This is a genomic window from Streptomyces sp. NPDC102270 (assembly GCF_044766405.1).
Lineage (GTDB): Bacteria > Actinomycetota > Actinomycetes > Streptomycetales > Streptomycetaceae > Streptomyces.
Window position 1 is genome coordinate 46,302 of record NZ_JBIWLX010000004.1, and the last position, 13,951, is coordinate 60,252.

Genomic DNA, 13,951 nt, shown 5'->3' on the forward strand with positions numbered 1-13,951 from the left:
TCCATGGCACGCGACTTCTACGAGGTGCTCGGCGTTCCGCGCACCGCCGACCGGGACGAGATCCAGCGGGCCTACCGCACCCTGGCCCGCAGGTACCACCCCGACGTCAACAAGGACCCACAGGCGGAGGAGCGGTTCAAGGAGATCAACGAGGCCTTCAGCGTCCTGTCCGATCCGGAGCAGCGAGCCCGCTACGACCGCTTCGGCGAGGACTTCCGGAAGATCCCGGATGACTGGGAGGAGCAGGTCGCCGCCGGCGCCGGCAGCGGCTTCCGGGGGACCACCGGCGGCGGTCCCCGGGTGCGGTACTCCACGTCGGGCTTCGGGGGCGAGGGGGTCGACGTCGAGGATCTCTTCGGCTCGCTGTTCGGCGGCGCCGGGCGGATGCGCGTGCCGGGCGCCGACCAGGAGGCCGAACTGCCGCTCACCGTCGAGGAGGCCTATCGGGGCGGCCGCCGTACGGTCACCCTCGCCGGGCCGGCCGGGCAGCGGCGCTACCAGGTCGACGTGCCGCCCGGCACCACCGACGGGCAGCGCATCCGGCTGGCCGGGGAGGGCGGGCGCGGGAGCGGTGACGAGGCTCCCGCCGGGGACCTGTATCTGAGGGTGCGGATCCAGCCGCACCCCGAGTTCCGCCTCGACGGCCGGGACGTCCACGTGAAGCTTCCGGTCACCCCGTGGGAGGCGGCGCTGGGTGCGACCGTGCCGGTGCGCACGCCGAGCGGTGCCACGGCGAAGGTGACCGTGCCCGCCGGGTCCTCCAGCGGACGGCGCCTGCGGCTGCGCGGCGAGGGCATGCCGGGCCCGCGCGGCGTGAACGGAGACCTGTACGCGGAGCTGCGGATCATGGTGCCGCCGAAGCTGAGCGACCGGGAGCGCGAGCTGCTGGAGGAACTTGCCGCTGTCTCCTCGTTCGACCCCAGGAGGACCTGATGACCGACCGACCGGCCAAGGCCCGCCCTTCCCACGCACGCACGACCGAGGTGGGCGTGCAGTACGCGATCGTGCCCGTGCCCAAGCTCTCCCTGGAGACCGCGGCCCGCCGCTCAGGCCTCCATCCCGACCTGGTCCGTCGGTTCGTCGCCCTCGGACTGGTGGACGCCGACCGTGACGCCTCCGGACGGCTGGTGTTCGACCCCACGGCCCCGGCCGCCCTGGCCCGCGTCCAGCGGTTGCGCACCGGGCTGTGCCTGAACTACGCATCCGTCGGTCTGGTGCTCGACCTGCTCGACCGCATCAGCCTGCTCGAAGCCGCGCTGCGGCGTGCAGGCATGAGGAGTGATCTACCACCATGGACATGAACCGCCTGACCCAGAAGTCACAGGAAGCCCTGCAGGAGGCCCAGAGCGCCGCCGGCCGCCTGGGCCACACCGAGGTCGACGGCGAACATCTGCTGCTCGCCCTCCTCGACCAGGAGGAGGGCCTGATCCCGCGGCTGCTGCAGCAGGCGGGCACCGAGCCGGAGGAGTTGCGCACGGCCGTACGCGAGGAGCTCTCCCGCCGACCCAAGGTGACCGGGCCGGGCGCGGCGCCGGGCCAGGTCTTCGTCACCCAGCGCCTGGCCCGGCTGCTGGACGCGGCAGAGCGGGAGGCCAAACGCCTCAAGGACGAGTACGTGTCCGTGGAGCACCTGCTGCTGGCGCTGGCCGCGGAGGGCTCGGCGACCGCCGCCGGGCGCCTGCTGAAGGAGCACGGCGTGACCGGGGACTCCTTCCTCGGCGCGCTCACCCAGGTCCGCGGCAACCAGCGAGTGACCTCCGCCAACCCCGAGGTGGCCTACGAGGCTCTGGAGAAGTACGGCCGTGACCTGGTCGCCGAGGCCAGGGCCGGGCGGCTCGACCCCGTCATCGGACGGGACGCCGAGATCCGCCGCGTCACCCAGATCCTCAGCCGCAAGAGCAAGAACAACCCCGTCCTGATCGGCGACCCCGGCGTCGGCAAGACCGCGATCGTGGAGGGTCTGGCCCAGCGCATCGTGCGCGGTGACGTGCCCGAAGGACTGCGCGACAGGACGGTGTTCGCCCTCGACATGGGCTCGCTCGTGGCGGGCGCCAAGTACCGCGGCGAGTTCGAGGAACGCCTCAAGGCCGTGCTGAGCGAGGTCAAGGCCGCCGCGGGGCGGATCCTGCTCTTCGTCGACGAGTTGCACACGGTCGTCGGCGCGGGGGCCGCCGAAGGAGCCATGGACGCGGGCAACATGCTCAAGCCCATGCTGGCACGCGGTGAACTGCACATGATCGGCGCGACCACCCTGGACGAGTACCGCAAGCACATCGAGAAGGACGCCGCCCTCGAACGCCGCTTCCAACAGGTCCTGGTCGAGGAGCCGAGCGTGGAGGACACCATCTCCATCCTGCGCGGCCTGCGCGAACGCCTGGAGGTCTTCCACGGCGTCAAGATCCAGGACACCTCACTGGTCGCGGCGGCCACCCTCAGCCACCGCTATATCACCGACCGTTTCCTGCCCGACAAGGCCATCGACCTCGTCGACGAGGCATGCGCCCGGCTGCGCACCGAGATCGACTCGATGCCCGCCGAACTCGACGAGATCACCCGCCGGGTGACCCGCCTGGAGATCGAGGACGCCGCCCTCTCCAAGGAGACCGACCCGGCCAGCAAAGCCCGCCTGGAGGAACTGCGCAGGGAACTGGCCGACCTGCGCGGCGAGGCCGACGCCAAACACGCCCAGTGGGAGGCCGAACGGCAGGCGATCCGCCGCGTGCAGGAACTGCGCCAGGAACTGGAGCAGGTCCGCCACGAGGCGGAGGAGGCAGAACGCGCCTACGACCTCAACCGCGCCGCCGAACTCCGCTACGGCCGCCTCCAGGACCTGGAGCGCCGACTCGCCGCGGAGGAGGAACAACTGGCCTCCAAACAAGGGCAGAACCGGCTGCTGCGCGAGGTCGTCACCGAGGAGGAGATCGCCGAGATCGTCGCCGCCTGGACCGGCATCCCCGTCTCCCGCCTCCAGGAGGGCGAACGCGAGAAACTGCTGCGCCTCGACGAGATCCTGCGCGAGCGCGTCATCGGCCAGGACGAGGCCGTCAAGCTCGTCGCCGACGCCATCATCCGGGCCCGCTCCGGCATCCGCGACCCGCGCCGCCCCATCGGCTCGTTCATCTTCCTCGGCCCCACCGGCGTCGGGAAGACCGAGCTGGCCAAGACCCTCGCCCGGACCCTGTTCGACACCGAGGAGAACATGGTCCGCCTCGACATGAGCGAGTACCAGGAGCGGCATACCGTCAGCCGGCTCATGGGCGCACCGCCCGGATACGTCGGCTACGAGGAAGGCGGCCAGCTCACCGAGGCCGTACGCCGCAAGCCGTACTCGGTCGTACTGTTCGACGAGATCGAGAAGGCGCACACCGACGTCTTCAACACCCTGCTGCAGGTCCTCGACGACGGCCGCATCACCGATGCTCAGGGCCGCACGGTCGACTTCCGCAACACCGTGATCATCATGACGTCCAACATCGGCTCCGAGCACCTCCTCGACGGCGCCACCGCCGAGGGCGAGATCAAGCCGGACGCCCGCGCCCTGGTGACGGGCGAGCTGCGCGGGCACTTCCGCCCGGAGTTCCTCAACCGCGTCGACGACATCGTGCTGTTCAAGCCGCTCGGTGAGCGCCAGATCGAGCGGATCGTGGAGCTGCAGTTCGACGAACTGCGCCGCCGACTCGCCGAACGCCGCATCACCGTCGAACTCACCGACGCGGCCCGTGAGTTGATCGCCCACCAGGGCTACGACCCGGTCTACGGTGCACGGCCGCTGCGGCGTTACATCTCCCACGAGGTCGAGACACTCGTCGGGCGCGCCCTGCTGCGCGGCGACGTCCAGGACGGCGCGCAGGTCCGTGTCGACGCCGAGCACGGAGAACTGGTGGTCACCTACGACCAGCCCGAGGACGTGAGGGAAGCGAGGGCGGCATGAGCACCATGCAGGCCACCAACGTCACCTGCCCGCACTGCGGACGCACCAACCGGGTACCAGTGGCCGCCGAGGGCCGCCCCACGTGCGGCAACTGCAAGCAGCCGCTGCCATGGATGGCCGACGCGGGCGACGAGGACTTCACCGAGGTCGTCGAGCAGGCCACCGTGCCCGTCGTCGTCGACCTGTGGGCCACCTGGTGCGGCCCCTGCCGCATGGTGAGCCCCGCACTGGAGAAGGTCGCCGCCGACCTCGCGGGACAAATCAAGCTGGTCAAGGTCGACATCGACAAGAACCCGCGCCTGGCGCGTCGGTTCGAGGTCCAAGCGGTACCGACGCTGCTGGTCCTCGACAAAGGCCGGACCGTCGCCCGGCAGGCGGGTGCCGCACCTGCCCCTGCCCTGCGGCGGTGGGTGGAGCAGTCGATCGCGGGCCGCGAACCGGCCGGGAAAGGATGATCAGCCATGACTGTACGAACCGATCCCCACCTCGCCCTCGTACGCCCCGTCACCCCGCGCGCCCAGGGGTGCGAGGAGTGCCTGGCCACGGGTTCCCCCTGGGTCCACCTCAGGCTCTGCCTGACCTGCGGCCACGTCGGCTGCTGCGATTCCTCGCCGAACCGGCACGCCCGCCGCCACGCCGCCGCCGACGGCCATCCGATCGCGGCGTCACTGGAGCCCGGCGAGGACTGGCGGTGGTGCTTCGTCCACGAGGCGTTCGTGTGATGTCCACCGACGAGACAGGGCCGGACGCGGCGCCGGTGCCGGACGCGGCGGAGGAGAGCGTCCCCTTCGAGACTCCCGACATCCGCGGCGCCTATCCCCGCCTGTCGGACGACCAGATGGCCCGCCTGGCACAGCATGGCCGGCGGCGCGCCGCTGAGGCAGGTGACGTGCTGATCCGGGAGGGCGAGCGGTGCGAGATGTTCTACGTCGTCCTCAGTGGCTCGATCGCCGTCGTCGAGGACTACGGCACACCCGGCGAACGCCTGCTGCGTGTGCACGGTCCTGGCCGCTTCATCGGCGAACTCGGCCTCCTGAACGGACAGGTGGCCTTCTACACCGCCGTGGTCAGGGACCCCGGCGAGATCCTCGCCCTGTCCATGGATCAGCTGCGTGACCTGGTGACCCGGGACTCCACCCTTGGTGACGTGGTGCTGCGCGCCTGCCTGGGCCGCCGTGCTCTGCTCGTCGGGCAGGGCGCCGGTTTCCGCATCATCGGCTCGCGCTACTCGCCCGACACCCGGCGGCTGCGCGAGTTCGCCGCCCGCAACCGGCTGCCGCACCGCTGGATCGATCTGGAGACGGACCAGGAGGCCGAGGCTCTGCTGCGCCGCTTCGCGGTCGGTCCGGAGCAGACGCCGCTGGTGATCTGGCGGGACACCACCCTGCTGCGCAATCCGAGCAACGCCGAACTGGCCCGGCTGATCGGCCTGCCGCCCCTGGAATCGGGCAACGGCCGCGGCGATCTCCTGATCGTCGGCTCCGGTCCGGCCGGTCTCGCCGCCGCGGTGAACGCCGCCTCGGAGGGCCTCGGCACGACCGTGGTCGAGGCGCTGGCCACCGGCGGCCAGGCCGGGACGTCCTCCCGCATCGACAACTGCTTCGGCTTCCCTTCCGGCATCTCCGGCGCCGAACTCACCGAGCGCGCTGTGCTCCAGGCGGACAAGTTCGGCGCCCGGATCAGCGTCCCCGCGGAGGCGGCCCGGCTCGAACGGCGGGACGGCCACTACGCCGTCGGGTTCGCCGACGGCAGCGAGATCACCGCCCGTACCGTCGTCCTGGCCACCGGCGCCCGCTACCGCCGCCTCCAAGTGCCCGGCATCGAGCCGTTGGAGGGCGCGAGCGTCCACTACTCGGCGACCGTCTATGAGGCCCAGCAGTGCCGTACCGACCCGGTGGCGGTGGTCGGTGGCGGCAATTCCGCGGGCCAGGCCGTGCTCTTCCTCGCCGGGTACGCACCACAGGTGTACCTGCTCGTCCGTGGGCCGAGCCTCGAGGCGCACATGTCCCGCTACCTGATCGATCAGATCGAGCGCCACCCGCGGGTGCGCGTCCTGCTGCGCACCGAGGTGAACGAGGCACTCGGCGACAAGGAGCTGGAGGCGGTCACGGTGGTCGACCACCGTACGGGCGAGCACCGCCACCTCGAAGCGCGAGCCCTGTTCGTCTTCACCGGCGCCGACCCTCACACCGAGTGGCTGTCCGGCGCGCTCGCCCTCGACACGCGCGGCTACGTGCTCACCGGCGCGGAGGCGCAGGCGTGCTCCGTTCCCGAACTGTGGCAGAGCCAGGGCCGCGACTGCCTGACGTTGGAGACCAGCCTGCCTGGCGTGTTCGCCGCCGGCGACGTCCGCAGCGGCTCGGTGAAGCGCGTGGCCTCCGCGGTCGGCGAAGGCGCGATGAGCATCCACCTCGTGCACCGCTACCTGGGCCACACGGCCGCGCCCGGCGGCACCGACAGCTCCCCGAACTCCCGTCCGGGGAAGTCCGCTTGGCTCGCATGAGACCCAGCGGGTGACGCACCGCGAGCAGCGGCAGAGAGGTGAACGCCGCGAACCCATGACCAGCGGCGACCGACCCAGAGGAGGCAGCGATGAAATACGACGGTTTCCTCGCCCAGGTACGCGAGCGAGGCGAATACAACGACCAGGACGAAGCCGCGGACGTCACCAACGCCGTACTGGAGGTGCTGGCCCAACGGATCAGCCCGGGAGAGGTCAAGGACCTCGCATCCCAGCTGCCCGGCCCGCTGGGGCAGGTTCTGGAGCATGCAACGCCCCAGCAGGCGCAGGGCTTCGGGATCGAGGAGTTCTACCGCCGGGTCGCCGAGCGCACCCCCGCCCGGCCGCGTACGGCGCAGTGGGACGCCGGCGCGGTCCTGACCACCGTTGCCGACGCTGTGACAGGCGGTGAGGTGAATCAGATCATCAGCCAACTCCCCTCCGCTTACGCGGTCCTGTTCGGCAAGGCCGACCTCGCGGACTGAGCCCCTGAGGGGCCCAGAACAAAAGGTTCGCGGCCCGATGAGCAACGGAGGCGGGTGGCCGCGGTTGCACGGGTGCGGTGCGTGCCGGGAGTGGTGCTGAGCGGGTCTTCGCGGTGGCGCAAGCGATCGCGGTGCGGTGGCGGGAGCAGGCCCTGTGTCGGGAGGACGAGGAGACGTGGCCGTCAGCCGGCGCCTGCTGGTGAAGGCCGTGTCGCGCGGCCTCGACGTTACCTGGGCGGCGTCTGTGGGCACTTGGGATCGCGGGGCAGCCGACGAGGAGGGTCCAGTCATGCGGGAGTCGTCGCAGGACGTTACGGTCGTGGCTCTCTTGGCGGATCCGGACGCGCCGACGGAGATCGCGCAGCGCATGGCCCGGACTCTTCCAGCTCGGCTCGCCGACAAGTCCGGCCGGAGGCGACGTTTCGACGTCGAGGTGGTCAGTGAGCCCTTCACCTCGGGGACGGAGGACCCACCCACCTTGATGCGCCGGATCATGGACCGTGGGAGTGTGGAGGACTGGGACATCGTCGTGGCCCTCACCGACCTTCCGCTGCACGCACACGGACGCAGGCTCGCTGTGCATCTGAATCACGAACACGGCTTGGCGTTGCTCTCTCTTCCTTCACTGGGAGGCCTGCGGCTGCCGGTCAGGGCCCGTCGGGCCGTCGAAGAGGCTGTGCTCGGTTTGGCGGGTCCGCGGACCACCGGCGCGGAAGGACCTGCGGGAAGCCGGCCGCGTCGGGGGCCCTTCGGCAGTCGTCTCGCGCCGGTTCATCAGGGCTCGACCGGTGAGAAGGAGACCGACGATCTTCGGTACGTCGTCAGCGGGCCGCGCGGTTACCTGCGGGTGCTCGTCGGTATGGTCCGCGCCAACCGGCCGTGGCGGTTGGTGCCGGGCTTGTCGAAAGCCCTGGCGGCCGCACTCGCCACGGGAGCAGTTGCCACCGTGAACTCCACCGTCTGGAGCCTGGCCGCGTTCCTCAGCACGCCACGCCTCGTGATCGCCACGGTCGGATCTGTCGCGCTCATGATCGGCTGGCTGATCGTGGACGCGGAGCTGTGGCATCGACCAGCAGAGAGCTCGCCGGAGGCGAGGCAGAGGGCGCGGCTCTACAATGCCTCGACGGTCGTGACCGTGGGGATCGGTGTGCTCGTCTGCTACGTGGGTCTGATGGTCGTCAACTGGGTGTGGGCGCTGTTCATCCTCAACGACCGAGTGTTCGCTTCCGTGACGCGAACCCCCCTGCACGCCGAGGAGTACGCGACGCTGTCCTGGTTCGTCGCTTCGGTCGCCACCGTGGGCGGCGCGCTGGGATCAGGCTTGGAGAGCGATGATGCGATCCGGGCAGCCGCCTACTCCAAGCGCGAACAGGAACGTCGTCGCATGCTCCAAGATCACGACGATCAACCCTCGAAGTGAACCGACTACCGGCACACCTGCGGACCTTCAGGGAGGTCGTGCGATCCGGGCTCACGATCGAGGAGACGCGGCTGGAGCCCCTGCTCGCCCTGCGCACGGCCGCTGGGGTGGCGATCGTCATCGGGCCGGCGCTGTGGCTGGTTTCCCCCGCCTACGCCGCGTCCGCCGCCCTCGGCGCCTACTCCGCGGGTGGGGCCACCTTCCAGCGCACCTGGCGTCCGCGCAAGGTGATCGCGCTCGGTGCGGGCGCGGGTCTGGCACTCAGCACCTTCGTGGGCTACCTGGCGGCGGGGCGACTGGTGACGTTTCTCCCGCTGCTGGCCGTATGGGCTTTTGCCGCGGGGATGGCATGGGCCCTCGGGTCGACCGCCGGGATCGTCGCGGCGACGACGGTCGGCAGCATGCTGGTGACCATCACCCTGCCGACGAGCGCCGGGCGAGCCCTGGAACACGCCGGGGTCATCGCGCTCGGGGGCGTGGTGCAGGCCGTGCTGATCCTGTTGTTCCCGATCCGCCGTTGGGGGGCGCACCGTGACGCGCTCGCCGACGCCCTGGCCGCCGTCGCGGACCATGCCCGCCGGCTGCGGCACGACCCCACCGCCCGGTTCGACCCGGCGCCGTTGATGACGGCCCGGGACGCGGCTGCCGTGACGCCGTCACAGGCCCGCACTCGTCCCCCCGTCCTTCACGGCCCCCGGGGCCTCGCCGAGCGCGTTCTGCCGGTCGTCGCCGCGCTCGCCGACCCCGACGTCGGCGCCCCTGCGGAGGGGCCCGGGCGGGACCGCGCACGGGAGTTGCTCAACGCGGCCGCCGAGGTCCTGGACGCGGCCGCCCGTACGATCCGACGCGGTACTCCCACCGAGGTGCCGGCCAGGACCGCGGAAGTCCTGCACGTGGACGAGGAGCACGAGGTGCTGGAGGGGCCCGCGCGGCAGGCCGCCGAACGGCTCGTGGAACTGCTCGGCGAGGTGTGGGAGATCGCCGGGAGCGGCGGGGCGCGCGAGAAGGCGCCTACGCCGCACGGGTCGGCGAGCGCCCAGTTCCTGGTGCGCCCGACCATGTTCCGGCTCCTCCCGGTCGTCGTCCGGGCGGTCCGCTCCGAACTCCGCCGGGACTCGCCCGTGTTCCGGCACGCCGTCCGCCTGGCGGCGGTGGCCACGCTCGGCTATCTGATCGCTTCCCGGCTGCCCCTGGACCACGGCTACTGGGCGCCCGTCGCCTCGGTGATGGTGATGCGGCCCGACTTCCATCGCACGTACGCGCGCGCGGTGGGCCGTCTCGCCGGGACCCTGGCGGGGGTCGCGCTCGCCACCGCGATGGTGCGGGCTCTGGGCCCGGACGCCCATGTGTTCGGCGCGCTGGCGGTGGTCTCGGCGGCCCTGTCGTACACGCTGCTCCGTACCGGCTACGCCTACTCCCAGTGCTTCACTGCCGCGTACGTCGTCTTCCTGCTCGGCATGGGCGGCCAGGCATGGGAGCAGACGGTCCCGGAGCGGGTGGTCCTCACCCTGCTCGGCGGGGCCCTGGCAATGGTGGCGTACGTGGTGTTCCCCGCATGGGAGACCCCCCGGCTGCCAGGCCGGCTTGCGGACTGGCTCGCCGCAGACGGCCGCTACGCGGCCGCAGTGCTCCGCAGCCACGCCGAACCGACCCGGGAGCATCGCGCCGACATGCGCAGCGCCCTGCTGGCCGGCAGGGCGGCACGTGCCGCCTGGCAGGAGGCCTACGACCAGGCGAAGCAGGAACCGGTCCGACCCAGAGGTCTGACATCGCGCGAGGCGGAGGATGCGCAGGAGGCGCTCAAGGGACTCGACCGGGCAGCAATGCTCATGGAGAGCCACGTCCCGCAGACCGACAGCCGTTCCGCCCCCGAGGCGGAGCGGCTCGCCGAGGCCCTGGAGGCGGACACCGCGCAGGCGGCAGACGACGTGCGCGAGCACAGGAATCCGGACTGGGGGCGCTTGGAGGAAGCGCTCCACGCGTGGGACGGAGCCGCAGCCGGGGAGCGGAACCCGGTGCTACGGCGCGGGGCGGAACTGCAGAAGCGGGCTCTGGAGGACCTCACGACAGCCGTAAGCCGCACACCCCTGGAACGGGACGTCGGCTCCGCTCGCGAGGAGCGACGGGTGCGGGCGGCCGTGGCTGAAGGTGACGGATCAGGACCCGCGCACCGGGGTGGGTGACGGTTCCGGCTACGGGGAACGCCGCACCTCCTGGAGCGGGAAGTGGTCTCCCGGCCGCGTCGAGCACCGCCATGCGTACCGCGAGACGGGTTGTACCGGGGGATCGAACTGCTCGGCCTGACGGGGCTGCTCCTCGTGATGGCGACAGTGGCACTGCTCGCGGGGCGTCATCCGGTTGGTGCGTCAGCATGCCAGGGGTGCCCCTGCCCGCAGCGCGGCGTGCCGGCGAACGGGTGGACGAGCGGACCCCTCTCTGCGGTGGCAGCCTGGGGAAGCGGCGATGCCCGACCTCACCGAGGCCTACCCGGCGGCAGGACAGGGGTTATGAGGCAGCCCGACGCGGACACGAACCGCAGGAATTTGCGGCCCGTCCCGGCGCCGACACTGTGCGAGTAGGGGCGGAGACTCCGCGTTGCCACAGTGGCGCGAAGCGATGGCAGGGAACCCGTGCTGGGCCCGTTGCTGCGTGGCGGGCGCACCGTGCCGGAGGACGCGAGCACTGGAGGTGTGTGATGAGTGCCGACCGCTCCCACGAGAGCACTGGTGGTCACGTACTGGTCCTCGCTGCCGGCTCTTCGAGCCTGCACATCGCTCTGTTCACGGCGGACGGTGAAACGGTGGCGGCTCGAGACGCCTCGAAGCCCCCGGGGCCTGCTTCGGTGGCGGAACTGCGGAACTTCCTCAGCGAGGTGCCCGCTCCTGCGTCGGTCGGTCACCGCATCGTCCACAGCGGTCCGCACCTGACCGGACATACGCTGATCGACGCACGCGTACGTGCTCTGCTGGCGGACGTCGCCGATCTCGCGCCGCTGCACGTTGCCCCTGCCCTGCCTGTCGTCGATGCCGCACGAGAACTCCTGCCCGACGTTCCTCATGTCGCCTGCTTCGACACTGTCTTTCACCAGGATCTGCCGGCAGAGGCGCGCACGTACGCCGTGCCGGAGCGATGGCGAGCCGAATACGGGCTGCGCCGGTACGGCTTCCACGGGCTTTCCTACTCGTGGGCACTGCAGAGGACGGCGCAGGCCCTGGGCCGACCCGTCGACAACCTCCAGGTCGTGCTGGTGCACTTGGGCGGCGGATGCTCGGCCTGCGCCGTCCGGAACGGACGCAGCGTGGACACCACCATGGGCCTCACTCCGCTGGAAGGCCTGGTGATGAGCCGGCGCAGCGGCAGCCTCGACCCCGGCGCGCTGCTGTGGCTGCAGCGGCGGCACGGTCTGAGCACGGACGAATTGGATGAGGCACTCCACCGGCATTCCGGTCTGCTCGGCCTCTCCGGTACTTCGGGAGACACCCGGGACCTGGTGCGCGCCCGCGCGGAGGGTGATGCCGCGGCCGCGTTGGCGCTGGCGACGTTCACACTCAGCTGCCGCAGAGGCATCGCCTCGATGGCCGCCTCGCTGGACCGGCTGGACGCGCTGGTCTTCACCGGGGAGATCGGCGAAGACCAACCCGAGGTACGCGAGGAGATCTGCTCGGCCCTGACTGTTCTCGGTATACGAGGCGGGCTGCTCGTCCCCGAACTGGAAGATCTGATGCGGGAAGGCCTCCGGCGCATCGATCAGGAGGGGAGAGGTGTCCCGGTCCTCGTGGTCGCAACCGGCGAGACACAGCAGATCGCCGCCGAGACCCGACGGGTGCTCGGCATGTGACTGGCCAAGGCGACTGCCGGCACATCCACACTTGCCTGGTTCTTGGACTTGTTCCCGTCCGCGTTCCGCCGGCCGCTCGCCTTGTCGTTCTGCTTCCCCGGTTTCACGTCGCCCGCGTCCTTCGCGTTCCCCGCGCCCTTCGCGTTCCCCGCGCCCTTCCCGTCGCCGGAGCCCTTCGCGTCGGCCGGGTCCGTGAGCGCGGCGCAGTAGACGCTCACGTTCGCCTCGCCGCCGGCCGCCGTCACGAGCCGCTGGAACGCCGGGGAGTCCGGCGCCTTGCCCCGGCCCCGGAGCTTCTCGTAGACACGGCAGTGGGCCAGGGTGTCCTTCGCGGTGGGCGGGCGCTCCGCGGGGGCGGACGCGGAGGGCCGCGCGCTGCTGTGCGACTCGGCCGCGCTGCTCGCCGAGACGCTCGGCCGTACGACCTTGCCCTCGGCCGCGCCCCCCTCCGGACCGTCGCCCGCCGAGCCGATCGCCCCGTAGGCGACACCGCCGAGGGTGAGGCTCGCGAGGAGCACGGAGAGCGTCGCCTTCAACGAACGTGTCCGGCGCCGCGGCGTGCGGGGCCGCCAGTCGTCCCGGCGCCGCGTCCGCGCCCGATGGGCCCCGGTGTCCCGCGCCGCCCGGAAGGCGGCCACGGCCCGCCGCTCCGCGTCACCGCCGGAGCTCTCCGCGCGGATGGCCACCGCGAGCAGCGCCGCGAGGGAGCCGTCGTCGTACGACGGCTCCGGCCCGGCAGCGGTGCGGTTCACGTGGACCGGCGTGGACGCGGGGGCGCCGGGGCCCCGGCGTGCCGCCGCCCGCCCGCTGGAACGCCGCCCGCCGTCGGCCGATTCCCGGCCGAGGACACCTGGGCCCGGGCCCTGCCCCTGGCCCTGGCCCCCGGCACGCGTCCGCTCCTCCTCGGGCACACCCTCGTCATACGACCGCTGCCGCCCCGGCACGGGGCTGTCACCCTGCGGCCGGCCTCCCACAACGGGGCCTGGCACTGAGCCGTCGCCGTGTTCCTGGCCCCGCACGGGCTCCTGCGGGCGCGCAGACCGGCGGCCCGCCGCGTCGCCGCTCCGCTCGTCGCCCATGCCGTGTCCGTCCCTGTCCGAGGTGGTGTCCTCACCTGTCATGTCGACTCCCCCAGCGTCCGGGGGCCGCCATCCGTCACTCTCTCGGCGCCCAGTTCGTGCGCCAGCCGCTTCAGGCCCCGGTACGCCGCGGTGCGCACCGCGCCGGGGCGCTTGCCGAGGACGCGGGCGGCGGCTGGGCCGTCCAGTCCGACCACCACCCGCAGCAGCACCGCCTCGGCCTGGTCGCGCGGCAGCCCCCGGACCAGTCGCAGGGCGTACTCGGTGGAGAGGGACTCCAGCGCCTGGTCGTGGGTGCTGTACGGACCGGGCAGGTCCAGCATGTCCTGCTCCAGCGCCGCCGACCGGGGCCGCACCTTGAGCCGGCGCAGATGGTCCAGCGCCCGGTGCCGGGCGATGGTCGCCGTCCAGCCGCGGAAGCCCGCCCCGTCGCCCCGGAACCGGCCCAGGTCCCGGGCGATCTCCAGCCAGGCGTCCGACGCCACGTCCTCCGCGTCCTCCCCGACCAGCCCGCGCAGATAGCCGAGCAGTCCGGGCTGCACCAGCCGGTAGGCGATCGCGAAGGCACTCTCGTCGCCCTCCTGGGCCCGCGCGACGGCCGCGCCCAGTTCCCCGTCGTACACCTGCACGCGGCGGGGTTCCCCTCCCTGGCCCAAAAACTTTCCCGTCCGTACCGGTTCGTGGCGATTCCGCACCGT

12 protein-coding genes are annotated in these 13,951 nt (G+C 71.8%); 10 read left to right on the forward strand and 2 right to left on the reverse strand.

Annotation, left to right across the window (positions count from 1 at the left end):
* The first annotated feature begins 3 nt into the window (after positions 1-3).
* From ACIRP7_RS08000 to ACIRP7_RS08045, 10 genes are all read left to right on the forward strand, one after another.
* The gene (locus ACIRP7_RS08000; RefSeq protein WP_403655234.1) at positions 4-933 is read left to right on the forward strand and encodes a DnaJ C-terminal domain-containing protein; all 930 of its coding nucleotides are present in this window, start codon (positions 4-6) and stop codon (positions 931-933) included.
* The gene (locus ACIRP7_RS08005) at positions 933-1,301 is read left to right on the forward strand and encodes a chaperone modulator CbpM (RefSeq protein WP_403655236.1); all 369 of its coding nucleotides are present in this window, start codon (positions 933-935) and stop codon (positions 1,299-1,301) included. Before ACIRP7_RS08000 ends, ACIRP7_RS08005 begins: the two co-directional genes overlap by 1 nt.
* Positions 1,292-3,931: an ATP-dependent chaperone ClpB gene (gene clpB / locus ACIRP7_RS08010; protein ID WP_403655238.1), complete on the forward strand. Its 2,640-nt coding sequence runs from the start codon at positions 1,292-1,294 to the stop codon at positions 3,929-3,931. Before ACIRP7_RS08005 ends, clpB begins: the two co-directional genes overlap by 10 nt.
* Positions 3,928-4,386, forward strand: coding sequence for a thioredoxin (gene trxA, locus ACIRP7_RS08015; protein WP_403655240.1), 459 nt, complete (start codon positions 3,928-3,930; stop codon positions 4,384-4,386). The genes clpB and trxA overlap by 4 nt, the downstream gene beginning before the upstream one ends.
* Positions 4,387-4,392: 6 nt before the next feature.
* Positions 4,393-4,653: a UBP-type zinc finger domain-containing protein gene (locus tag ACIRP7_RS08020; protein ID WP_403655242.1), complete on the forward strand. Its 261-nt coding sequence runs from the start codon at positions 4,393-4,395 to the stop codon at positions 4,651-4,653.
* Positions 4,653-6,434 carry an FAD-dependent oxidoreductase gene (locus ACIRP7_RS08025; protein ID WP_403655244.1) on the forward strand — a complete coding sequence of 594 codons (1,782 nt, stop codon included), beginning with the start codon at positions 4,653-4,655 and terminating at the stop codon, positions 6,432-6,434. The genes ACIRP7_RS08020 and ACIRP7_RS08025 overlap by 1 nt, the downstream gene beginning before the upstream one ends.
* Before the next feature lie 89 nt (positions 6,435-6,523).
* Positions 6,524-6,916, forward strand: coding sequence for a DUF2267 domain-containing protein (locus tag ACIRP7_RS08030; RefSeq protein WP_403655246.1), 393 nt, complete (start codon positions 6,524-6,526; stop codon positions 6,914-6,916).
* 289 nt (positions 6,917-7,205) lie between these two features.
* Positions 7,206-8,336 (forward strand): hypothetical protein, encoded by a 1,131-nt coding sequence (locus ACIRP7_RS08035; RefSeq protein ID WP_403655930.1) that lies wholly within the window; start codon positions 7,206-7,208, stop codon positions 8,334-8,336.
* A gap of 38 nt (positions 8,337-8,374) precedes the next feature.
* The gene (locus ACIRP7_RS08040; protein WP_403655248.1) at positions 8,375-10,519 is read left to right on the forward strand and encodes an FUSC family protein; all 2,145 of its coding nucleotides are present in this window, start codon (positions 8,375-8,377) and stop codon (positions 10,517-10,519) included.
* Between the two features lie 512 nt (positions 10,520-11,031).
* The gene (locus tag ACIRP7_RS08045; protein ID WP_403655250.1) at positions 11,032-12,174 is read left to right on the forward strand and encodes an acetate/propionate family kinase; all 1,143 of its coding nucleotides are present in this window, start codon (positions 11,032-11,034) and stop codon (positions 12,172-12,174) included.
* Here ACIRP7_RS08045 and ACIRP7_RS08050 read toward each other — a convergent pair.
* Together ACIRP7_RS08050 and ACIRP7_RS08055 are read right to left on the reverse strand one after the other, a co-directional pair.
* The gene (locus ACIRP7_RS08050; protein WP_403655252.1) at positions 12,084-13,295 is read right to left on the reverse strand and encodes a hypothetical protein; all 1,212 of its coding nucleotides are present in this window, start codon (positions 13,293-13,295) and stop codon (positions 12,084-12,086) included. The genes ACIRP7_RS08045 and ACIRP7_RS08050 overlap by 91 nt on opposite strands.
* Entirely contained in the window at positions 13,292-13,909 is a 618-nt protein-coding gene (locus ACIRP7_RS08055) for an RNA polymerase sigma factor (RefSeq protein WP_403655254.1), read from the reverse strand. The genes ACIRP7_RS08050 and ACIRP7_RS08055 overlap by 4 nt, the downstream gene beginning before the upstream one ends.
* Positions 13,910-13,951 lie beyond the last annotated feature (42 nt).

What these genes read in the sequence shown, in the direction of transcription:
- ACIRP7_RS08050 (WP_403655252.1), bottom strand. Translation starts at nt 13,295, where the DNA reads ATGACAGGTGAGGACACCACCTCGGACAGGGACGGACACGGCATGGGC.
- ACIRP7_RS08025 (WP_403655244.1), top strand. Translation starts at nt 4,653, where the DNA reads ATGTCCACCGACGAGACAGGGCCGGACGCGGCGCCGGTGCCGGACGCG.
- ACIRP7_RS08005 (WP_403655236.1), top strand. Translation starts at nt 933, where the DNA reads ATGACCGACCGACCGGCCAAGGCCCGCCCTTCCCACGCACGCACGACC.
- ACIRP7_RS08020 (WP_403655242.1), top strand. Translation starts at nt 4,393, where the DNA reads ATGACTGTACGAACCGATCCCCACCTCGCCCTCGTACGCCCCGTCACC.
- ACIRP7_RS08035 (WP_403655930.1), top strand. Translation starts at nt 7,206, where the DNA reads ATGCGGGAGTCGTCGCAGGACGTTACGGTCGTGGCTCTCTTGGCGGAT.
- ACIRP7_RS08045 (WP_403655250.1), top strand. Translation starts at nt 11,032, where the DNA reads ATGAGTGCCGACCGCTCCCACGAGAGCACTGGTGGTCACGTACTGGTC.
- clpB (WP_403655238.1), top strand. Translation starts at nt 1,292, where the DNA reads ATGGACATGAACCGCCTGACCCAGAAGTCACAGGAAGCCCTGCAGGAG.
- trxA (WP_403655240.1), top strand. Translation starts at nt 3,928, where the DNA reads ATGAGCACCATGCAGGCCACCAACGTCACCTGCCCGCACTGCGGACGC.
- ACIRP7_RS08030 (WP_403655246.1), top strand. Translation starts at nt 6,524, where the DNA reads ATGAAATACGACGGTTTCCTCGCCCAGGTACGCGAGCGAGGCGAATAC.
- ACIRP7_RS08000 (WP_403655234.1), top strand. Translation starts at nt 4, where the DNA reads ATGGCACGCGACTTCTACGAGGTGCTCGGCGTTCCGCGCACCGCCGAC.